Annotated in this window: 22 protein-coding genes; 19 read left to right on the forward strand and 3 right to left on the reverse strand. The window is 64.3% G+C overall.

The window, feature by feature from the left end; all coding sequences use genetic code 11:
• The first annotated feature begins 553 nt into the window (after nucleotides 1-553).
• The 10 genes from AOP77_RS10650 (at nucleotide 554) to AOP77_RS10690 (ending at nucleotide 10,663) form a co-directional block, all read left to right on the forward strand.
• Complete coding sequence (locus AOP77_RS10650; RefSeq protein WP_236685823.1) at nucleotides 554-1,399, forward strand: tetratricopeptide repeat protein; 846 nt, start codon at nucleotides 554-556, stop codon at nucleotides 1,397-1,399.
• A complete protein-coding gene (locus AOP77_RS10655; RefSeq protein ID WP_062213507.1) occupies nucleotides 1,392-2,405 on the forward strand; it encodes an HAD-IIA family hydrolase in 1,014 nt (337 codons plus the stop codon). Before AOP77_RS10650 ends, AOP77_RS10655 begins: the two co-directional genes overlap by 8 nt.
• 2 nt (nucleotides 2,406-2,407) lie before the next feature.
• The gene (locus AOP77_RS12390; RefSeq protein WP_160295475.1) at nucleotides 2,408-2,578 is read left to right on the forward strand and encodes a hypothetical protein; all 171 of its coding nucleotides are present in this window, start codon (nucleotides 2,408-2,410) and stop codon (nucleotides 2,576-2,578) included.
• The gene (locus tag AOP77_RS10660; protein ID WP_236685824.1) at nucleotides 2,550-3,446 is read left to right on the forward strand and encodes a TlyA family RNA methyltransferase; all 897 of its coding nucleotides are present in this window, start codon (nucleotides 2,550-2,552) and stop codon (nucleotides 3,444-3,446) included. The genes AOP77_RS12390 and AOP77_RS10660 overlap by 29 nt, the downstream gene beginning before the upstream one ends.
• A gap of 2 nt (nucleotides 3,447-3,448) precedes the next feature.
• Nucleotides 3,449-4,324 (forward strand): NAD kinase, encoded by an 876-nt coding sequence (locus AOP77_RS10665; RefSeq protein ID WP_062213510.1) that lies wholly within the window; start codon nucleotides 3,449-3,451, stop codon nucleotides 4,322-4,324.
• Nucleotides 4,325-4,326: 2 nt separating this feature from the next.
• Nucleotides 4,327-6,018, forward strand: coding sequence for a DNA repair protein RecN (recN, locus tag AOP77_RS10670; RefSeq protein ID WP_062213512.1), 1,692 nt, complete (start codon nucleotides 4,327-4,329; stop codon nucleotides 6,016-6,018).
• A gap of 4 nt (nucleotides 6,019-6,022) precedes the next feature.
• Nucleotides 6,023-7,183: a putative cytokinetic ring protein SteA gene (gene steA / locus AOP77_RS10675; RefSeq protein WP_152649864.1), complete on the forward strand. Its 1,161-nt coding sequence runs from the start codon at nucleotides 6,023-6,025 to the stop codon at nucleotides 7,181-7,183.
• Complete coding sequence (locus AOP77_RS10680; protein ID WP_062213515.1) at nucleotides 7,180-8,142, forward strand: copper transporter; 963 nt, start codon at nucleotides 7,180-7,182, stop codon at nucleotides 8,140-8,142. Before steA ends, AOP77_RS10680 begins: the two co-directional genes overlap by 4 nt.
• Before the next feature lie 179 nt (nucleotides 8,143-8,321).
• The gene (gene pyrG / locus AOP77_RS10685; protein WP_062213517.1) at nucleotides 8,322-10,022 is read left to right on the forward strand and encodes a CTP synthase; all 1,701 of its coding nucleotides are present in this window, start codon (nucleotides 8,322-8,324) and stop codon (nucleotides 10,020-10,022) included.
• Nucleotides 10,023-10,033: 11 nt separating this feature from the next.
• Nucleotides 10,034-10,663 carry an NUDIX domain-containing protein gene (locus AOP77_RS10690; RefSeq protein WP_062213519.1) on the forward strand — a complete coding sequence of 210 codons (630 nt, stop codon included), beginning with the start codon at nucleotides 10,034-10,036 and terminating at the stop codon, nucleotides 10,661-10,663.
• A 70-nt stretch (nucleotides 10,664-10,733) separates the two neighbouring features.
• Here the strand turns inward: AOP77_RS10690 and AOP77_RS10695 are convergent, their stop codons facing one another.
• Nucleotides 10,734-11,792 carry a YbhB/YbcL family Raf kinase inhibitor-like protein gene (locus AOP77_RS10695; RefSeq protein WP_062213521.1) on the reverse strand — a complete coding sequence of 353 codons (1,059 nt, stop codon included), beginning with the start codon at nucleotides 11,790-11,792 and terminating at the stop codon, nucleotides 10,734-10,736.
• A gap of 122 nt (nucleotides 11,793-11,914) precedes the next feature.
• Here AOP77_RS10695 and AOP77_RS10700 point away from each other — a divergent pair, with 122 nt between their 5' ends.
• Nucleotides 11,915-12,520, forward strand: coding sequence for a TetR/AcrR family transcriptional regulator (locus AOP77_RS10700; protein ID WP_062213522.1), 606 nt, complete (start codon nucleotides 11,915-11,917; stop codon nucleotides 12,518-12,520).
• Nucleotides 12,521-12,794: 274 nt separating this feature from the next.
• On the opposite strand, the gene AOP77_RS10705 is transcribed toward AOP77_RS10700, so the two are convergent.
• Both AOP77_RS10705 and AOP77_RS10710 read right to left on the reverse strand, forming a co-directional pair.
• Nucleotides 12,795-13,736: a COX15/CtaA family protein gene (locus AOP77_RS10705; RefSeq protein WP_062213524.1), complete on the reverse strand. Its 942-nt coding sequence runs from the start codon at nucleotides 13,734-13,736 to the stop codon at nucleotides 12,795-12,797.
• Nucleotides 13,737-13,807: 71 nt separating this feature from the next.
• On the reverse strand, nucleotides 13,808-14,368 hold the full coding sequence (locus tag AOP77_RS10710; RefSeq protein ID WP_062213526.1) for a hypothetical protein: 561 nt from the start codon (nucleotides 14,366-14,368) through the stop codon (nucleotides 13,808-13,810).
• A gap of 167 nt (nucleotides 14,369-14,535) precedes the next feature.
• On the opposite strand from AOP77_RS10710, the gene AOP77_RS10715 reads away from it, so the two are divergent.
• Genes AOP77_RS10715 through AOP77_RS10750 form a run of 8 tightly spaced genes read left to right on the forward strand, consistent with a single transcriptional unit; the run spans nucleotide 14,536 to nucleotide 21,012 of the window.
• Nucleotides 14,536-15,192: a helix-turn-helix transcriptional regulator gene (locus AOP77_RS10715; protein ID WP_062213527.1), complete on the forward strand. Its 657-nt coding sequence runs from the start codon at nucleotides 14,536-14,538 to the stop codon at nucleotides 15,190-15,192.
• Nucleotides 15,189-16,634, forward strand: coding sequence for a Fe-S cluster assembly protein SufB (gene sufB, locus AOP77_RS10720; protein ID WP_084622567.1), 1,446 nt, complete (start codon nucleotides 15,189-15,191; stop codon nucleotides 16,632-16,634). The genes AOP77_RS10715 and sufB overlap by 4 nt, the downstream gene beginning before the upstream one ends.
• Nucleotides 16,631-17,833, forward strand: coding sequence for a Fe-S cluster assembly protein SufD (gene sufD, locus AOP77_RS10725; protein WP_062213528.1), 1,203 nt, complete (start codon nucleotides 16,631-16,633; stop codon nucleotides 17,831-17,833). Before sufB ends, sufD begins: the two co-directional genes overlap by 4 nt.
• Nucleotides 17,826-18,179 carry a non-heme iron oxygenase ferredoxin subunit gene (locus AOP77_RS10730; RefSeq protein WP_061966132.1) on the forward strand — a complete coding sequence of 118 codons (354 nt, stop codon included), beginning with the start codon at nucleotides 17,826-17,828 and terminating at the stop codon, nucleotides 18,177-18,179. Before sufD ends, AOP77_RS10730 begins: the two co-directional genes overlap by 8 nt.
• On the forward strand, nucleotides 18,180-18,935 hold the full coding sequence (gene sufC, locus AOP77_RS10735; protein ID WP_062213530.1) for a Fe-S cluster assembly ATPase SufC: 756 nt from the start codon (nucleotides 18,180-18,182) through the stop codon (nucleotides 18,933-18,935). It abuts the gene before it with no gap.
• A gap of 9 nt (nucleotides 18,936-18,944) precedes the next feature.
• Complete coding sequence (locus AOP77_RS10740; protein WP_062213532.1) at nucleotides 18,945-20,225, forward strand: aminotransferase class V-fold PLP-dependent enzyme; 1,281 nt, start codon at nucleotides 18,945-18,947, stop codon at nucleotides 20,223-20,225.
• Nucleotides 20,222-20,686: a Fe-S cluster assembly sulfur transfer protein SufU gene (gene sufU / locus AOP77_RS10745; RefSeq protein WP_062213533.1), complete on the forward strand. Its 465-nt coding sequence runs from the start codon at nucleotides 20,222-20,224 to the stop codon at nucleotides 20,684-20,686. The genes AOP77_RS10740 and sufU overlap by 4 nt, the downstream gene beginning before the upstream one ends.
• Nucleotides 20,683-21,012 carry a metal-sulfur cluster assembly factor gene (locus AOP77_RS10750; RefSeq protein WP_062213535.1) on the forward strand — a complete coding sequence of 110 codons (330 nt, stop codon included), beginning with the start codon at nucleotides 20,683-20,685 and terminating at the stop codon, nucleotides 21,010-21,012. Before sufU ends, AOP77_RS10750 begins: the two co-directional genes overlap by 4 nt.
• Nucleotides 21,013-21,059 lie beyond the last annotated feature (47 nt).

Raw genomic sequence — 21,059 nt, forward strand, 5'->3', positions numbered from 1 at the left:
CAATGTCCCTTATACGGCAACACCACTAAGGTGTTCCGGAGTACTTTTGAAACCTCAAGATCGGAGCATGATGGCCAACGAGGAAAAGGATCGCCCAGCGGACGACCGCGAGAAGCGGGCGTCACGTCCACCTACTGGCAATTCAAGGCCCGCGGAAACGAGCAGGTCAAAGGGATACACGCGTCCGAGCCGGGATGACAGCATCCGGCCACCACGCTCCTCGGACTCGCGTCCCCCACGCACCGATCGAGGCAACTCTTCCTCGTCGCGTCCACTGAACAGTTCTTCCCGCCCGCCGTCTGACGGTGCTGGCGGTAACCGGGGCGCGTCCGGTTCCACCGGTGGTGATTCTCGTGGTTACCAGGGTCGTCCTGACCGTGCAGGGTCCGCCCGGCCTGACCGTGGTGATTCTCGTGGTTACCAGGGCCGCCCCGACCGTGCCGGTAGCGACCGGCCTCCTCAGCGCACTGGGTATTTGGGCAAGGGCGCGCCTAAGCACAAGGGCGCCGACCGTCGCGACGACGATGACCGCGCTCCTCGCAACGAGGGTCTAGTGCGCAAGGCGCCTATCGCCCCTGACATCCCCGATGAGATCACTTTTGACCTGCTCGACAAGACCGCTCGCGCGAGCCTGCGGACGCTGAGCAAGGATAACGCCGAGGATGTCGGTCGCCACCTGGTCATGGCCGGCAGGCTCATCGACATTGACCCCGAGCGGGCCTACCAGCACGCGCAGGTCGCGGTGGCGCGTGGTGGTCGCGTAGACATCTGCCGCGAGGCAGCGGCTCTGACGGCGTATGCCACCGGCCGATATGCCGACGCGTTGCGCGAGTTCCGTACCGTGCGTCGGCTGAACGGTTCAAGCGAGCACCTGCCACTGATGGCGGACTGTGAGCGTGGGCTTGGCAGGCCCGAGCGCGCTATTGCGCTCGCTCAGGAACCGGAGGCGAAGAAGCTCTCCGCAGAGGCTTCGGTTGAGTTGCAGATCGTGATCGCCGGTGCGCGGATGGATATGGGTAACGCCGAGGCCGCGCTCATGACTCTGGCGCGTATCTCCACCAAAGACTCGCAAGCGCGCGTGCGCATTTCGGAGGCCAAGGTGGCGGTGCTGCGGGCACTGGACCGCAACACCGAAGCCGACGAACTCGAGGCGACCCTTCCTGCAGAAGGGGCTGACGAGCCGACCTGGGCTGACGAGGTGTACCTCTACGACACAGAGGAACTCCCGGAGCCCGTCGAGTATGTGGCACCGGTTGAGAGCGCCGGCGAGGACGATGCCAGCGTCACTCCAGCATCGGGAGATGCCAATGGAGCCGACACCATGACCGTAGTTGCAGACGACGAGTCGGCAGGCACTCATAAGGACACGAACGTCCCTGAGGAGCCAAAGAATGTCTGACGCCACATTGCATGGCACCACCAAGCCACTCCAAGAGTTCTTTGATGTAGCACTCGTCGATCTGGATGGAGTCGCCTACAAGGGACCTGACGCGATCCCGTCCGCGCCACCGGCGTTGGCCGAGGCCCGCGGAGCTGGCCTGCAGCTGATCTTTGTGACGAACAACGCGAGCCGCGAGCCCGAGGAGGTCTCGGGTCAGCTGACCAACCTTGGCATTCCGACGGAGGTTGAGGAAGTCATGACCGCCGCCCAGGCTGGCGCGATCATGCTGACCGAGCATGTCGCTAAGGGCTCGCGCGTGCTGGTGATTGGCGGTAAAGGCCTGCGTACTGCCGTCTCCGCTGCCGGCTTCGAGGTGGTCGACAGTGCGGACGATGCTCCCGCTGCAGTGATCCAGGGATACGCACCTGAGATTGGCTGGAGGGATTTCGCGGAGGCGACCTACGCCATCCACGGGGGCGCACGTTTCTTCGCGACCAACTTGGATATGACGCTTCCGACCAACCGTGGCATGGCTCCCGGCAATGGCGCCCTGGTCAGCGTTGTCGCCACTGCAACCGGAGTGACCCCCCTCGCTGCTGGCAAACCGGAGCCAGCGATGTTCCACATGGCGGCCGCGCGGACCGGCGCTCAGCGTCCGCTTGCCATCGGCGATCGACTCGACACGGATCTAAAAGGTGCGCGTGCGGCAAACATCCCCGGACTCATGGTTCTGACCGGCGTGAACGATGCTCGAGATGCGCTTTTGGCGCCCGCGGATCAGCGGCCCAGCTTCATTGGGGCAGATCTCACTTGCTTGGCTGAGGCACATCCGGAGCCCAGTGTTTCCGGCGAGTGGGTCCATGTGGGCGAGGCCCGAGCCCGCGTGACCGAGGGCCACCTCCTCGTAGACGGCGGCACCGGCATCGATCGTGTGCGCGCCGCATGCGTCGCGGCATGGGCAGCGGCCGATGCCGGTCACAAGGTCGTGGTTGAGACCTTGCCCCACCTGGGAGTAACCTTCTGAACATGGCTGACATCAATGATTCCCGCACCACGCTGGGACAGGTCGAGTACCCCGCCGAAGTCCGTGAGGCACTCAAGGCAGTAACTGAGTTGCCTGAGGACCTCGACGAGCAGGCGGAGTTTTACGACAAGGTACAAGACGCCCTTGCCTCGCGGCTCCGCGAGGACTCCTAAGCACTCGATGCGCCTCGACCTCGCGGTCGTGGCTCGCGGCTTGGCTCGTTCGCGAACCCACGCCCAGACCCTCATTGCGGCCGGATCAATTTTGGTCGACGGTGCTGTCGCTTCCAAGCCCGCGCTGACTATCCGCGACGGCGTGGTGATCGAGCTTGCAGGCCCTAGCGACCACTACGTCTCCCGCGCCGCGCACAAGTTGATTGGTGCTTTGGACGAGTGCGCGCCGCTCGGCTTTGACGTTGCTGGCCGGGTGGCCCTCGATGCTGGCGCGTCCACGGGCGGCTTCACGCAGGTGTTGCTAGAGCGCTCGGTCGCCCATGTGACGGCAATCGACGTGGGCCATGACCAACTTGCTGCCCCGATTCGCGCTGATGACCGCGTGACCGTGGTCGAGGGCGTTAACGTCCGCGAACTCGAACCAGGAAGCCTGCGCGACGACACCAACGTGGTGGTCGCTGATCTGTCATTCATTTCACTCACCATGGTGATCCCCGCGCTGGTGAGAGCGGTGGAGCCCGTCTCGGACTTTGTCCTGATGGTGAAGCCTCAGTTCGAGGTGGGGCGCCAGAAGCTGGGTAAGAACGGCGTCGTCACCGACCAAGTCGATCGCGCCGATGCCGTGGCTGGGGTGGTTGCGGCCATGCGCTCCGCAGGGCTCACCATCCACCACGTGTCCCGCAGCGCGCTCCCGGGTCCACACGGCAATGTGGAATTCTTCGTGTGGGGCTCCTCGGCATGGCAGGCTGGGGATGTCGGACATGCCAGCGACAATGAACTGGCCGACGTGACCGGCGCCCGCGAGCGTCCGGTTCTTGATGACAGTGCCGCCGCGGCGGCCATTGACCGCGAAGTAGCGAAGGGGTAGTGATGACACGCCGCATCCTCATTGTGGTCAATCCGCACCGAACCGAGACGGTCGAGGCGGGTCAGATCGCCGCGCGCGCACTCGAGGCTGAAGGAGTCGAGCCGTGCTTCGACTTCAACCCTGACGTAAGTGCACCTATCGAGGCCGCCATCGTGCTCGGCGGCGACGGCACTATGCTGCACGCCGCACACGTCACGCACGGCACCAAGATCCCGTTGCTTGGGGTCAACCTTGGCCGCGTGGGATTTCTCGCGGAACTCGAGCGAGACGATGTCGCGCATGCGGCTACCCGACTCGCCTCAGGCGACTATCACGTTGAGGAGCGCCGCACCCTTCAGGTGACCGTTATCGACCCTGACGGCGCTCGTCATGAGGGCTGGGCTCTCAACGAGGCCACCCTGGAACGCACCGACCTGCATTCGACTCTGGAGGTTGCGGTGGAGGTCGACGGCCGGCCGCTATCAACCTTTGGATGCGACGGAGTGATTGTCTCGACCGCTACCGGGTCCACTGCGCATGCCTTCTCTGCCGGGGGTCCGGTAATGTGGCCAAACGTGGATGCGCTGCTGTTCGTGCCGCTGTCCGCCCACGCGCTCTTCGCGAGGCCGTTGGTGGTCGGCCCGGACTCCTACTTCGCTGTCGAGGTCATGGAGGGCACTGCCTCTCCAGGCAACGTGATTCTGGACGGTTCGCGAGGCATCGATGTGCCCCGCGGGGGCCGGCTCGAGGTACGCCGAGGCGATGAGACAGTGCTGCTGGCACGCACCAATGACGCCCCATTCACCGAGCGTCTTGTCAAGAAGTTCTCACTACCCACCAACGGGTGGCGCGGCGAGCGCCCGTCACGCGCGAACACGCCCCCTGACGAGGACGGCTAGCGGTGCTTCACGAACTGTCTATCGATAACCTCGGAGTCATCCAGTCGGCGCGGGTCACCTTTGGTGCCGGCCTGACTGTACTCACGGGGGAGACCGGCGCCGGCAAGACCATGGTGTTGACCGGGTTGGGGCTAATTCTGGGCGGCAAGCCAACCCCCTCCGCTGTGCGCACTGGAGCGGATGAGGCCGTGGCTCAGGCAGTGCTCGATGTCCCCGATGACTCGCGGGCCCGCGCCGCGCTGGCCGATGCCGGGGCTGAGCTTGAGGACGACGGCACAGTGATCGTGGCACGCACCGTGAGTGCCACGACGCGTTCACGGGCAATTGTCGCGGGTCGCACCGCCCCCCAAACCCTTCTCGCTGACATCGCATCGGATCTCGTCACCGTTCACGGGCAGAGTGACCAGGTGCGCCTGCGGTCCGCGGCACGCCAACGCGCGACGCTCGACGAGTACGCAGGGCCGGAGCAGGTACGCCTGCTGGAGGACTATCGCGTGGCCTGGGCCGCGTGGGGCGACGCCAAAACGGAACTAGAGCGCATGGAATCAGGCGCCACCCAAGCGCGCGCGGATGTAGCGAGGCTCCGCGAAGACCTCATTGCAATTGACGCAGTAGGCCCACAGCCAGGCGAGGACGAGGCCCTCACCGCGGAGGCGATGGTGCTCGAGAACGCAGAGTCGGTTCGCACCGGGGTGGCGAAGGCGGGCCAGGCCATCGACAACGATTCCGACCAGATGTCTCTGGTGGCCGCGATAGAGGCCGCCCGCCGGGCTCTTGGGGACGCGGCGCGTCACGATCCCGTGCTTGCCGAACACGAGAAGCGGCTGGCTGAGATGAGTTACGCCGCAGCAGACATTTCGAGCGACTTGGTGCACTACCTGGACGCGCTCGACGCTGATCCTGGCCGCCTAGAGGCTCTCAACGGGCGCCGCAGCACGCTCGCCTCGCTGGGCCGCCGCATCGGCCGCGATGTGACGGGAATCTTGGAGTACGCGGCAGACGCTCGAGAGCGAGTCGCGGAGGACGATGCGTGGGACGAGACGCTGATCCAGCGGCGCGAGGAGGTCGAGCGCACCAAAGCCACTGTCGTTGAGCTCGCAGGCAAGCTCTCGCAAGCAAGGACGCGCGCATCGACGGCGTTGGCAGAGGCCGTCAATAGTGAACTTGGGCAGCTCGCCATGCCCGACGCGCGTTTTGAAATTGACGTCGAGCCAGTCGAGCCCGGGCCTTCGGGCGCCGATGCCATCGTCATGACCCTCGCTGCGCACCCAGGTACTGCACCACGGCCAGTGGCTGAGGCGGCATCGGGCGGTGAACTGTCGAGAATCATGCTGGCGATCGAAGTGGCGTTAGCGGATCGTGCTGCGGCGCCCGGGCACACGTTCGTTTTTGACGAGGTGGACGCGGGAGTCGGCGGACGAGCGGCCGTCGCAGTCGGTAACCGACTCGCAGCGCTCGCCCGCACGCACCAGGTGATCGTTGTCACGCACCTCGCCCAAGTGGCGGCCTTCGCGAACACCCACGTCGTGGTGCAGAAGTCGACCGATGGATCCATCACCACCACCGCGGTCGTCGAGGTCACGGAGGGGGACAGGGTGGCCGAGATCGCGCGCCTGCTGTCTGGTCAGGAAGACTCGGCTACGGCACGCGCCCACGCGCTTGAGCTGCTGGAGGCATCCGCCGTGGCACGATGATGCCATGAGTAAATTCTCGCGCCGAAACGAGTCCGCGGGCAGTGATTCCCCGCTAAACGGAACGGCCCGCGTGGATCATTCGATTACTGCTCTGACGCGGCGATTGCGTCGTGGCGACATCGCGGTGATCGACGTCCTCGACCTCGACGAGCGCACTGCGTCCCAACTGGCGGCCTGTCGCCCTTCCGCCGTGATCAACGCGCAGGAGTCTATTTCCGGTCGCTACCCGAACGGCGGACCTACGGTGCTGGCCGCTGCTTCGATTCCGCTGATCGACAAGGCTGGCGCCGACGTCATGAACATCCGCGACGGTTCGCGCATTCGCATTGATGGCGACGCGGTGTTCCGTGGTGACACGCAGCTGGCCACCGGGGCCATCCTCACCGACGAAGCCCTTGAAATCGCGCTTACTGACGCGGCCCAAAACATGCACGTGCAGCTCTCGGCGTTCACCGCGAATGCGATGGACTACGTAGAGCGTGACTCTGCACTGCTCTTGGACGGCCGGGGCTTGCCAGCTGTCGACGTGGACCTTGAAGGACGTCACGTGATGATCGTGACCGGCGGGATGCTCTACGCCAAGCAGCTCAAGGACATCCGCACCTACTTGCGCGAACGTAAGCCCGTCATCATCGCCATTGGTGACTCTGCAGACACCGCCATGGAGCACGCGTACGCGGCCAAGATCATCGTCGGCAACGTCGAGTCGGTTTCCGAGCGGGCCATGCGTGCCGCGGCCACGGTGGTCGTTCACGATCCGGCTGGGGCCGATGCGGGGATGACGCGCGCCGATGCCCTCGGAGTCTCGCGCACCACGTCCGACGCGGGCATCGCTAGCAGCGACCTTGCGGTGTTGCTGGCCCACGCCCAGGGCGCCGAGGTCATTGTGACCGTCGGCATGGAGACCCGACTTATCGACTATCTGCAGGGTTCTAGCGACCTCAACGCGGGCACGTTCCTGACCCGGCTGCAAGCCGGCGGGGGACTGGTGGACGCACGCACGCTCGCGCAGGTCTACCGGCACCGTTACTCGCGCTGGACCGTGTTTGGTCTGGTGGTGGCCGGATTTGCTGCCCTCGCTCTGGCGCTGGCCGCCACTCCGGGTGGTCGATCATGGGTCTCCTCTGCATGGGACACCGTGTCCACCTGGTTGGGTCTGTCGTGAAGCACGACCGCCGCGGATGGGTAGTCCCCGTCGTGGTGGCAATGTTCGCGATGGCCATCGGATTAGTGCTTGGATCCGGTCCGCTGCGCACCGCGCTCATCGGCTCGCTGGGCGCTCAGGTGGACTCGCTGGAGGAAGAGGTTGCGGCCGCCGAGCTTGAGGCTGACCGTGCGAACGTCACCAATGACTATGGCGACGATTGGGTCGCCGGTACGGCGCCCCAACTTCTAGGCAGCACCCTGGCCGGAGGCAACGTCGCTTTCATCTCCGTCGACGACGCGGACGCCGATGCTGTGAGTGCCGCGCAGGGCTACGTGAGGGAGGCGGGAGGCTCAGTGGTGGCATCAGTCACCATCGAATCACTGTGGACGGACCCCAATCAGTCTGCTTTCCGTGCCGCACTCGCACCTCAACTCGCCCCGTCCATCTCCGGGCTCGACGGCACCGAGAGCGTGGACGAGTTGTTCGCGCAGGCGCTCGCGCAGTCCTTGCTCCCCCCTGTGTCCGGCGGTGACGAGGGGGAACTAGAGGTGCCGCCGGACGCCGCCGCGCAGGACCACGCTCAGGTGCTGTGGACGCTGCTCACCGACGCGGACCTGGTGTCAGGCACGCGCGACGGATTAGCGAACGCGGTGGTCATGGTGGCGGGGGAGACGCCGGCTGGCGAGGATGAGACGAGCCTGCAGGCCACGGCGAACATCACGCTCGCCAGCGTGGTGACCCAGTTCGACGTGGCCGTGGTTGCCGCCAATGGGCCCGATGTCGATGGAGACTTGGTGTCGGACGTGCTTGCGGATACCGATGGTCTGGCGCAACGAATCTCAACCGTGTCGTGGATACAGACCTCGTTCAGCCAAGTAACCGTAGCGCTCGCGTTGCGAGAGCAATTCGACGGCTGGGTGGGGCATTACGGCCCAGGCGAGGACTCCGCGGCCGCGCCGCCGCCCATCGGCGAATAGGACGGTTCTCGGGGCGACGGAGGGGATGTTGGATCCGACACGCCCAGCGCGACACGCCCGGTGTGGACCTGGGGGGCGAGGACAACCCGGACCAGTTCTGAGAAGTTTTGTGCGGCGAGCGACGTTTTTGGCGCGGCTTGGGTCTCGCGCAGGGCTGTGCGGTGATAGCGTTGAAGCCCGTGGAGAGAACTAGATTTTCGTCCGGATCGGACCATGTCACCCGTCACATCTTTGTTACGGGAGGCGTTGTTTCCTCCCTCGGAAAGGGTCTGACGGCGTCAAGCCTCGGACGACTTCTCCGGTCCCGTGGGTTGCGGGTGACGATGCAGAAGCTCGACCCGTACCTCAACGTGGACCCGGGCACGATGAACCCGTTCCAGCACGGCGAGGTCTTTGTGACCGACGACGGTGCCGAGATGGATCTGGACATTGGCCATTACGAGCGCTTCCTCGACGTCAACTTGGCGGCATCCTCGAACGTAACTACCGGTCAGGTGTACTCGCAGGTGATCGCCAAGGAGCGTCGCGGCGAGTACCTAGGCGACACCGTTCAGGTCATCCCGCACATCACGGATGAGATCAAGCGTCGCATGCGCGCACAAGCCAGCCCTGAGGTCGACGTCATCATCACCGAAGTCGGCGGTACCGTAGGCGACATCGAGTCGCAGCCGTTCCTTGAGGCTGCGCGTCAGGTGCGCCACGAGGTGGGCCGCGACCACGTGTTCTTCCTGCACATCTCACTGGTGCCGTACATCGGCCCCTCTGGTGAACTGAAGACCAAGCCCACGCAGCACTCCGTGGCAGCTCTTCGCAGCATCGGCATCCAGCCCGACGCGATCGTTTGTCGCTCGGACCGTGACATCCCGCAGTCGGTCAAGAACAAGATAGCGCTGATGTGTGACGTCGAAGACCAGGCCGTCGTGACCTGCAAGGACGCGCCCAGCATCTACGACATTCCTAAGGTGTTGCACTCCGAGGGCCTCGACGCCTACGTGGTGCGCCGCCTTGACCTGCCTTTCCACGACGTCCAATGGGGCGCGTGGGACGACCTGTTGCGCCGCGTGCACTTCCCCAAGCACGAGGTGTCCGTGGCGCTGGTCGGCAAGTACATCGACCTTCCTGACGCGTACCTGTCGGTGAGCGAGGCACTTCGTGCCGGCGGTTTCCAGCACGATGCCCGCGTGAACATCCGCTGGGTGGCGTCCGATCGCTGTGCGACCCCTGAGGGTGCACGGGAGGCGCTTGGCGACGTTGATGCGGTACTGGTTCCCGGCGGATTTGGCGTTCGTGGCATCGAAGGAAAGCTCGGAGCACTCAAGTTCGCACGCGAGAACAAGATTCCCACACTCGGAATCTGTCTCGGCATGCAGTGCATGGTGATTGAATACGCGCGTCACGTCGTTGGCCTCGAGGGAGCCTCGAGCTCCGAATTCGACGACAACCCCGCGCATCCCGTGGTCGCGACCATGGAGGAGCAGCTGGAGATCGTCGACGGCAAGGGAGACCTGGGCGGCACCATGCGTCTGGGGGAGTACCAGGCCGTGTTGACGCCCGGATCGGTAGTCGCCGAGACATACGGCAAGACCACCGTGGGCGAGCGTCACCGTCACCGCTACGAGGTCAACAACGCGTACCGCGAGCAGCTCGAAGACGCGGGCCTAGTGGTGTCGGGTCAATCGCCTGACAGCTCGCTGGTCGAGTTCGTCGAACTTCCGCGCGACACACACCCGTACTACGTGTCGACGCAAGCTCACCCCGAGTTCCTGTCTCGCCCCACCAAGGCACACCCGCTGTTCGCGGGTCTCATCGGCGCCGCCATCACTCAGCAGGCCGAGGCCAAGGCTGCGGACGATGCCGTGGTCGCCGACCAGAACGCCTAAGGGTTCGCTAGATGGAGTCCGATGGCTTCCGCTTGGCCGACAGGCGCTCCCCGCGCCCGGTCATCGCCACATCGACGGTCTTTGAGGGTCGCGTCTGGAACGTCGACTCGGATGACATCGACCTAGGGGAGGCTGGTCGCGTCACACGGGACTACGTGGCTCACCCGGGCGCCGTGGCGATCTTCGCGCTCAACGAGCGCGGTGAGGTCTACCTGGTCCACCAGTACCGTCACCCCGTCCGGAGCGAACTGTGGGAGCCCCCGGCGGGTCTGCTTGACGTCGAGGGAGAGGCGCTACAGGCCGCCGCCGCGCGCGAGCTCTACGAGGAGGCGGATCTCCGCGCTGCGACGTGGCATACCCTCATCGATTTCTACACGTCCCCGGGGGGTAGCTCCGAGGCGATTCGCGTGTTCCTCGCGCGTGATATCTCCGAGGTGCCCCTCGCTGAGCGTCACGTCCGCGAGGACGAGGAGGCCGACATGGGCGGCCGGTGGGTGCCGCTCGACGAGGTGCTGAAGGCCATCACGCTGGGCGACGTAGCCTGCCCGCCGCTGCTCGTGGGCGCTTTCGCGCTCGATGCCGCGCGTCGTGATGGATGGGCCACCTTGCGCCCGGCTGACGCGCCTTGGATTCGCGAGTAACGCAAGCAAGGCGCGCCCTGGCGCAGATCTTTGAGTTTTGAGCCCGTCGTGATCGGGTGTTCGAGTATGGCTAGGAGTCGCGCGCACGAAGTCCCATGAGTTTGCCTTTGCCGATCACATGGCCCTCTGCGGCGTCCACCAGCTGGTCGTACGTGAAGCTGGTTTCCAGAGCGAGTTCCTCGTCCAAGGCCCAGACTTCAAAGACGTATTCGTGGTCTCCTCCACCCAATGGGCAGGGGCCCATGTACTCACTGTGAGAGAGCCCGTTTCGCCCCGTGACGCTGCCCTCCGGCGAGGGCTCGCCCGCCGCTATTCCTGTTGAGTCTGCGGGAATGTTGGCAAGGATCCAATGCACGAAGTCGTTGTGCGAGGAATCCCTCATTGTCAGGGCGTAGCTGGCGGCGCCGCCCGGCACCTGGTCCCAACTGAACTCGGGATTGCGGTTCTCTCCGGTGCAGGCGCCACCGAAGGCGTGAGCAGTCACGGCGTCCGGAATCATTGCGCCGTCAGAAAAGTCGATGCTGGAAAGGTTCAGATCTTCGACTTCTGGTTCGGGGTCGCCGGCTACCGTGCCGCGTACTGTTGCGCTGGCGAGGATCGTGTCCCCGGCGACATCCTCGAGTTGCCCAGTGCCCAAGCCCTCCTGGTCGAACTTGCTGCTCAACGCGTAGACGGTCGTCGCGATGGTGTGAGTCTCGCCCACCTCGGGGCACGGCGAGATGCGGCTACGTCCTCCCATCGAGGCGACGGCTGTGACTGCACCAAGTGACTCGGCCTCGCCGTGCTTGACTTCGCGAATCTCACCATCGATGTCATACGCACCCCAGTAATAAAACGGGCGAGTCTCGTTCTCCATCACGATGGCGAATGACTCCGTCCCTGCAGGCGGTTCCGTCCACTCGAGTGCGATTGACTCTCCCGGGCCATCACACCAGTACAAGGCCGCACCGATGATCGTGGGGTTCAGGGTTCCGTCGGGGGACAGGTCGGAACTGGTGACGGAGAACGTGCTCACCGGAGCGCCGCTCGCCTCGGTTTGGCCCGATGGCTGCTCGTCGGGTGCGCATGATGAAAGAGCGGTGGCGGCGAACACAGAGATTGATAGGGCCTTGAGCCGAAGTGTGGGCATTGGGCTTCTCCTTTGAAGTGAGACGTTGAGGGGGCACACGGGGATGCCTGCCGGCGACTCACCCCATGCTGTAACTAAGTTACGGAAACAAAGTTACACCACACCCGTTACGGTGGGTGTCTATGAGCGACACATCCGTTGGCCGAGAGTCGATTCTGGACGCGGCTCGCGCCGTAGTGATCGACCAAGGGGCTTCGGGGTTGACCGTGCGCGCCGTGACTCAACGGGCCGGTTGCTCAACCACCGGTATCTATACGTATTTTGGTGGCAAGCAAGGTCTTCTCGATGCCCTTTACGCGGAGGCCTTCGCTGAGTTTCACCTGGCACTGTATATCAACGCAGTGCCAGGCAACGAAGTGGCTAGGGCGCATCACGCCATGCGCGCCTACCGGGATTGGGCACTTGCCAATGCCTCGCGCTACCTGTTGATCTTTGCCTTCCGCGCGAGCGGCTACACGCCGTCGCCGGAGCTGGTCGAGTCGACGCAGCCGACGTTCGAGGCGCTCGTCGACCTGTTCAGCGAACTCGTGCGCGTGGGTGCCCTGGAGGGGGATGCACGCGCCATTGCCACCCATCTGTGGGCGACCCAGCATGGATATGTGATGCTCGAATTGACTGGTCCAGGAACGCTCACCGACGACCCTGTCGCTGCGTATCAGGAGGGTGTCAGCGCGGCACTGCGGGGCTACAACGCCGCTCCAGGAGTAGTTCCAGCCGCATCAAGGTAGGCCCCGGTGCCGTCAGGTGCCCAACCCCACTCCAGCTCAAGATGCTCGCTCGCGGCCTGGGCGCTGTCCGCCCCATGCGGTCGCAGTGGCGGAATCGCCAAGCTCGTCACCGTCGGCGCTCGAGCTGGCGCGGAACTGCATTCGGCAAACACACACCTACGGCGCTAGCAGCCACTACCACTGAGATACTCAGCCGCACCCCGCGGGAACGTCCGCACCCTACTTCGGGTCTGGGCAAAGCGTTTGTGCGGTGCCGCGCGGCTTAGACGGCAGTTTAGGGTACGGACGTAGCCGAAGACGGGGTGCCTTTCAAAAGATAATTGGCGGCCGACTGGGCGGCGACCAGCAGGCCGATCCCCAGCATGTGCACGCCTACGAGCAACTCGGGGAGGCCGGTGAAGTACTGGGTGACCCCCACGAAGCCCTGCGCGAGCGTCATCGTGACCAGGACGAGCCATGCCTTGCGGACCTCGTCTCTCTCGCCGATGCTGCGGTCGTCACGCACCCGCGCGACCATCCAGACGATGGCGGCAAGGTAGAGCACCACCGCATAGCCGTGGATTTGGGCAATGATGGCGGGATCCAGCGCGAGACGCTCGGTGGCGTTCGCATCTCCCGAGTGAGGGCCGGCACCGGTGGTGAGGACTCCAAGAACGACGACAATCATGAGCAGAACACGCGAGGCGCTTAGGATGCCGGAAATGGGTCGACCATTGCGCCGCGGTGCATCTCGCACCTTCAGGCCGATCTGCACAGAGATCCACACCAGACCCGCGGAGATGAACATGTGCAGGCCCACGAGCAGGGGGTTCAGGTGTAGAAGGACCACGATGCCACCCAAGACGGCCTGCGCGATGATACCGAGACCCGGCACCAGCCCTAGCCACTTGAATTGGGGGCGTGCGCGCCAGATCGCGATGGCGAGCAGCAGCGCGATGATCGCCAGAACGAAGGTTAGTAGCCGATTGCCGAACTCGATGAAGCCGTGGATGCCCGCCGCTGCGTGGTATTCGGGAGTGAATGAACCCGGCTCACAGTGAGGCCAGTCAGAGCAGCCGAGTCCGGATTCGGTAAGTCGCACCAGTCCACCCGTCACGATGATGCCGATCTGTGCCGCGATGTTGGCCATCGCGAGTCCATGGACGTAATTGCCGAGGAATCCGGTGGTGGCGCGAGAGCCGCGAGTGATGGGTTTAGCAATGGTGGAGAGATTCACCCGTTCATCCTAGGCTGTCGAGACCTAGTGAAGGTCTGACCGCGAAGTAGTCGGTGGCCGCGGTTGGTTCCTTAAGAGAGACCGCCCGTGAGCGCGAGAACGACGACCACCACTGCGCCAACGACAAGGCCACAACCCGTCATGATGGCGACCCACTTGCCGAACGTGGCTACCTTGGGCTGACGCTCGGTCCACCCCAGTGCGACGGCCGGTTCGCGAACGGCGGAGTGAAGAACTCGGGTGTCTTGACGCTGAGTACTCACCCTGCCAATCGTGCCATCGTCTTTGAGTCCCACTGCCTCAACCATCCGCATTGCGTGTTGGCGGCCCCGGAAGCGGGACGTCGTACGGCTCAGGGTCGCGAGGCTACTGCGGCTCACTATTCCTACATCGGTCATGGTGAAGGTGCGTGCGGCGGAGTCGCATCGCACCTCGACACGAAAAGTGGAGTCAATCTGCAGGAGAACTCCCTTGAAGGTGAGTTGCTCGCGGTAGACCACATCGAAGCCGGCTTCCAACGCGGTGACCTCCAGTTCAGCAGGGGCAGCCTTCGCTACGGCGTTGCGGAACTGGTTGATCGCACTATCTTGCTGACTCGCCACGGAGTCGTAAGAGTCGTAGGAGTCGGTCATGCGTACACCATAGGTGAAGTTCCGGCCCGCAGGTGGTCGCGCGGGGACATGTGGGTAAGGGGCGCCTTGCTTGCGTGGAACAGATTAAGCAACGACAATGTTATCTATTGCGCAGCCCTCTTTGTGGGCGCGTATCCCAGTGCCGAACGGCGACCGGAGGAGGCTTCATGAGCACTGACACCACGCGTGACCGTGTACTCGGCCTGATAGCGTCAGCCGGCCCCATCACCGCGGCAACGCTCGCGAACGAGCTCGGCGTCACGCCCGCTGGCGTGCGCCGTCACCTGACCTCGTTGACCGAGGCCGGATTTATCACCGAGCACGACCAGCCGGGCCCAGTGAATCGGGGGCGCGGGCGACCCTCGCGTTCCTACGTTGCGACGAACGAGGGTCAGCAGGCCCTCGCATCGGCGTATACCGGCGTCGCGGTTGACGCTCTCGCCTTCATGCGAGAGCACGGTGGGCTCGACGAGTTCGTGGAGAAGAAGTCGCTTGAGCTCGAGGAGACGCTCGCGGCATCGGTTCCTGCTGACGGCACCCTGGGGGAGCGCGTAGATGCACTCTCGCGGGCGCTGGGTGATCAGGGCTATGCCACGTCGGTGCGCCCCGGCCCCGGTGGCTACACCGTCCAGTTGTGCCAGGGTCACTGCCCTGTGCAATCCATCGCTGAGGCCGCACCAGAGTGGTGCGAGGCCGAAGCCCGCGCGTTTTCACGAATATTAGACGTCCACGTGCAACGCCTGTCCACCCTGGCAGGTGGCGCGCACGTGTGCACCACAACCATCCCGCTCGCAGTCGCGGGCACGAAGGAAGGATCACAATGAGCGCTCCTACGGAGAATGCCCCCGGAACCGGGGAACTTACTCAGGATGAGGCCATCGCCTCGCTGGGTAACTACGCGTTCGGCTGGCACGATGAGGACGGCGCGGGCACGAATGCTCGACGCGGTCTGAACGAGGAAGTGGTTCGCAACATCTCGGCTCTTAAGGATGAGCCTGAGTGGATGCTGGAACTGCGCCTCAAGGGCCTGCGACTGTTCGGCAAGAAGCCGATGCCGACCTGGGGTGCAGACCTCACCGGAATTGACTTCGACAACATCAAGTACTTTGTGCGCTCCACGGAGCGTCAGGCCACGTCGTGGGAGGACCTGCCCGACGACATCAAGAACACGTACGACCGCCTGGGCATCCCCGAGGCAGAGAAGCAGCAGCTGGTTGCCGGCGTTGCGGCTCAGTACGAGTCCGAGGTGGTCTACCACCAGATTCGTGAGGACCTCGAGGAGCAGGGCGTCCTCTTCCTCGACACCGACACCGCGTTGCGCGACCACCCCGAGATCTTCGAGCAGTACTTCGGCACGGTCATTCCGGTAGGCGACAACAAGTTCGCCGCGCTGAACACGGCCGTGTGGTCCGGTGGCTCGTTCGTTTACGTCCCCCCGGGCGTCCACGTCGACATCCCGCTGCAGGCTTACTTCCGTATCAACACGGAGAACATGGGCCAGTTCGAGCGCACCCTGATCATTGCTGACGAGGGCTCCTCGGTGCACTACGTCGAGGGTTGCACCGCGCCGGTGTACTCCTCCGACTCACTGCACTCCGCCGTGGTCGAGATCATCGTGAAGAAGAACGCGCGTGTTCGCTACACGACCATCCAGAACTGGTCCAACAACGTCTACAACCTCGTCACCAAGCGTGCCGTGGCTGAAGAGGGCGCGACCATGGAGTGGGTCGATGGCAACATCGGCTCCAAGGTCACCATGAAGTACCCGGCCATCTACCTGATGGGCGAGCACGCCCACGGTGAGACGCTGTCCGTCGCCTTCTCCGGCGAGGGCCAGCACCAGGATGCTGGTTCCAAGATGGTGCACGCAGCCCCTAACACCACGTCCAACGTGGTGTCTAAGTCGGTGGCACGTGGCGGTGGACGCTCGTCCTACCGCGGACTGGTCCAGGTGCTCGAGGGTGCCAAGGGTTCCAAGTCCAACGTGCTGTGCGATGCACTGCTCGTGGACCAGATTTCCCGCTCAGACACGTACCCCTACGTCGACGTCCGCGAGGACGACGTCTCGATGGGTCACGAGGCCACGGTCTCGCGCGTCAGCGAGGAGCAGCTGTTCTACCTCATGTCTCGCGGCATGAATGAGTTCGAGGCAATGGCCATGATCGTGCGCGGGTTCGTCGAGCCCATCGCGCGCGAGTTGCCCATGGAGTACGCCCTCGAGCTTAACCGCCTCATTGAACTTCAGATGGAAGGATCCGTCGGTTGACCACCACTGACTTGACCACAGACCACTCACGCGCGACCGCAGACGAGGCTCACTCGCACGGACTCGCGTCCACCCCGCCCAATGCGTCGCGAGCCGACCGACCCAAGTCGTTCGAGCTTGACGTGTTCCCCGTGCCCAGTGGGCGCGAGGAGCAGTGGCGGTTCTCCGCTGTGCGTGACCTCGCGCCGCTGTTCGTCGACCAGCCCGTGGACGGTTCGCTGGCCTGGAGCATTGACGCGCTTCCTGCCGGCGTCAGGTTGACCGAAGTTTCGGTCGCCGACGCTCGCGAGCGTTCGGTTTCCGAACCGGGTGACCGTGCCTCAGCCATCGCAGCTGCGCACTCGGGAGGCGCCCGCGCGCTGACCGTGGCGCCCGGTAGCGTTATCGACAAGCCCATCACCATCACGATGCACGGCGACGGTTCCGAGGCCCGCGGTCACCTGCTGGTCGAGGTGGGTGCCAACGCCGAGGTGTCGGTCGTCATCGAGCGCACCGGCAGCGCCACCTACTCGGAGTTCATCTCCGTGGACGTGGGCCAGAATGCCGGCCTCAACCTGGTGTTGCTGCAGACTTGGGAAGACGACGCCGTGCACTCGGGCGAGGTTCACGCCAAGCTCTCGCGCGACGCCCGCCTGCGCGGCTCAGTCGTGACCCTGGGCGGCAAGGTTGTTCGCCTGAACACCACCGCATCGCTCGCAGGCGAGGGCTCCTCTGTAGATCTGTTCGGCCTGTACTTCGCCGACTCGGGTCAGCACCAGGAGCACCAGCTGTTTGTGGACCACATGGTTCCCAACTGCCGCTCGCGGGTGACGTACAAGGGTGCCCTTGCCGGCGCATCGGCCCGCACCGTGTGGATCGGCGACGTGCTGATTCGCAAGGAGGCCGAGGGTACTGACACGTACGAGCTCAACCGCAACCTGGTCCTCACCGACGGTGCGCGCGCGGACTCGGTGCCTAACCTCGAGATCGAGACCGGACTGATCGACGGCGCGGGACACGCGTCAGCGACGGGCCGATTTGATGAGGAGCAGATGTTCTACCTGCGCTCACGCGGTATCTCGGAGTCAGAGGCACGCAAGCTCGTGGTGCGCGGATTCTTTGCCGACCTGATTCAGGAGATCGGTGTCCCCGAGGTCGAGAAGGGCCTCATGAACGCGATCGAGCTCGAGCTCGACATGGTGGAGGCCGACGATGAGTAGCCAGATCGTTTTGAGTCTGGACGACCTTGCCCCTGGCAAGGCGACCACGGTCCACGTGACCAACGAGGCGGGCACCTCCGTGCCCGTCGCGCTGGTGCGCGAGTCTGCTGGTGACGTCTACGCCATCGGCGACACCTGCACACACGGCGAGGTCTCGCTGGGTGAGGGTGACGTTGAGGGTGACGAGGTCGAGTGCTGGGCCCACGGTGGCCGTTTCAGCATCAAGACCGGCGAAGCAACTGAACTTCCGGCCATGGAGCCGGTTCCCGTCTATTCCGTGTCAATCGTTGACGGCAACATCGTCGTCGACGTAGACGCCCCCGTACCTGCCCTGAAGGAGAACTAAATGTCAACACTCGTCATCACCGACCTGCACGTCAGCGTCGAGACCCCAGAAGGCACCAAGGAAATTCTCCGCGGTGTAGACCTCACCATCGACTCCGGTCACGTGCACGCCATCATGGGCCCCAATGGCTCCGGCAAGTCCACGCTGGCCTACTCGATCGCTGGCCACCCCAAGTACACGATCACCTCGGGCACCGTGACGCTCGACGGCGAGGACGTGCTTGAGATGAGCGTCGACGAGCGCGCCAAGGCAGGAATCTTCTTGGCCATGCAGTACCCCGTCGAGGTTCCCGGCGTGTCCGTGTCGAACTTCCTGCGCACCGCCAAGACCGCGATCGACGGCGAGGCTCCCAAGCTGCGCACCTGGGTCAAGGACGTCAAGAGCTCCATGGCTGACCTGCGCATGGACCCCGCGTTCGCTGAGCGCAACGTCAATGAGGGCTTCTCCGGTGGAGAAAAGAAGCGCCACGAGATCCTTCAGATGGAGCTTCTTGAGCCCAAGATTGCCATCCTTGACGAGACCGACTCCGGACTCGACGTCGACGCGTTGCGCATCGTCTCGGAGGGCGTCAACCGCGTCAAGGACAAGACCAACGTAGGTGTTCTGCTGATCACGCACTACACCCGCATCCTTAACTACATCACGCCGGACTTCGTCCACGTGTTTGTGGATGGTCGTGTTGCCGAGCAGGGCGGCCCCGAGCTCGCCGAGCGCCTCGAGGCCGAGGGCTACGACCGTTACCTGACTAAGGCGTAACACAAGCCGATGCCGTTGCTCCCGGACCTGCGCCCCGACTTCCCGCTCCTCGCACGCACAGTGCGGAACGGGAAGCCGTTGGTGTACCTGGATTCGGGAGCGACGGCGCAGAAGCCCCACGCGGTGCTCAACGCCGAGGCGGACTTCTACCAGTTCCACAATGGCGCGGTTCAGCGCGGTGCTCACCTGCTGGCGGAGGAGGCGACGGACATGTACGAGTCCGCCCGCGCCCAGGTCGCAGAGTTTGTAGGTGCCGAGCCTGACGAGATCGTCTGGACGGAGAACGCCACGCACGCCATCAACCTGGTGGCGAACGGGATGGCCAACGCGTCCGTGGGCATCGGCGGCACTGAGTCCGCCCGCTTCCGGGTGGGTCCTGGGGACGAGATTGTGGTGACCCAGACAGAGCACCACGCGAACCTCATCCCGTGGCAAATGCTGGCGGCCAAGACCGGCGCCACGCTGCGCTGGATCGACGTGGACGACGACGGCCGCATGATTCTCGACAATCTGGAGTCAGTGGTGACAGAGCGCTGCAAGGTGCTCGCCTTCACGCATGCCAGCAACGTCACGGGGATCGTTTCTCGCGTGGACGTGCTAGTCGCGCGCGCCAAGGCTGTGGGCGCGCTGACCGTGCTCGACGCCTGCCAGTCCGTTCCTCATCTGCCCGTCGACGCCAAAGCACTCGACGTGGATTTCCTGGTGATGAGCGCACACAAGATGCTCGGTCCCACAGGCATCGGCGCGCTCTACGGCCGCAAGGAGCTGCTCGACACGCTCCCGCCGTCGCAGTTCGGAGGCTCCACCGTCAAGGTGGTCACGATGGACACCACCACGTGGCTGGACTCACCGCATCGGTTCGAGGCGGGCACGCAGCCCATCGCCCAGGCCATCGGTATGGGCGCGGCCGTGAAGTACCTGAGCGACCTGGGAATGGAGGCGGTCGAGGCTCACGAACAAGAGTTGGCGACGAGGCTTCGCCAGGGCGTGGCCGACCTCCCGGGCGTCCGCTTGCTGGGTCCCGTCACGGCCGATGCTGAGGCCGGGGACATGCTTGCCATTGCGGCTTTCGTGGTGGACGGCGTCCACACGCACGACGTAGGTCAGGTGCTGGACGACCGCGGCATTGCCGTGCGAGTGGGGCATCACTGCAACCAGCCGTTGCACCGCCACTTTGGAATTGCCGGCTCGACCCGAGCATCGGCGCACGTATACACGCAACCCGAGGACATTGACGCGTTGATCGCGGCCCTCGCGGACGTACGAACATTCTTTGGAGTAGCAGCATGAGCGCACTAGAACAGATGTATCAGCAGGTGATCATGGATCACGCGCGCGAGGCGCACGGGCGTGGGCTCGTGGACCTTGGCCTGCCGCACACGGGGGAGTCTCACCAGGTCAATACCACCTGCGGCGACGAGGTACGCCTGCGCGTAGTCCTCGACGACGACACCATCAAGTCGATTAGCTGGGAGGGTTCCGGCTGCTCGATCTCGCAGGCCTCGATCTCCATGCTGACGGAGTTGATCGAAGGCGAGGACCTGGAGATGGCGGATGAGACTATTGACGCCTTCAAGGCGCTGATGCATGCCAAGGGACAGGGACTCGACGAGCAGCGCGAGGACATGCTCGGCGACGCCACCGCCTTTGTGGGCGTGGGCAAGTACCCTGCCCGGATTAAGTGTGCGCTCCTGGGCTGGATGGCCCTTAAGGACGCAATCATTCAGGCTCAGAAGGGAGCCCCAGCATGACCGAAACTACGCAAGCACCGTCTAACGCGGCCGATGTCGAGGAGGCTATGTACGACGTGATCGACCCCGAGTTGGGCATCAACGTCGTAGACCTCGGACTCATCTACGGCGTCTCGATCGACGAGAACCGCCACGCGGTCATCGACATGACGCTCACGTCGGCGGCCTGCCCGCTGACCGACGTTCTCGAGGATCAGACCGGCCAGGCGCTCGAGGGAATTGTCGACGGCTTCCGGATCAATTGGGTATGGATGCCGCCGTGGGGCCCGGACAAGATCACCGACGACGGCCGCGAGCAGTTGCGCGCGCTCGGCTTCAACGTCTGACAGGCCTTCCTGCACCCACCATCGTCCCCACCACCACGGCGGTGAGC

This window comes from Demequina oxidasica (assembly GCF_000975115.1).
Lineage (GTDB): Bacteria > Actinomycetota > Actinomycetes > Actinomycetales > Demequinaceae > Demequina > Demequina oxidasica.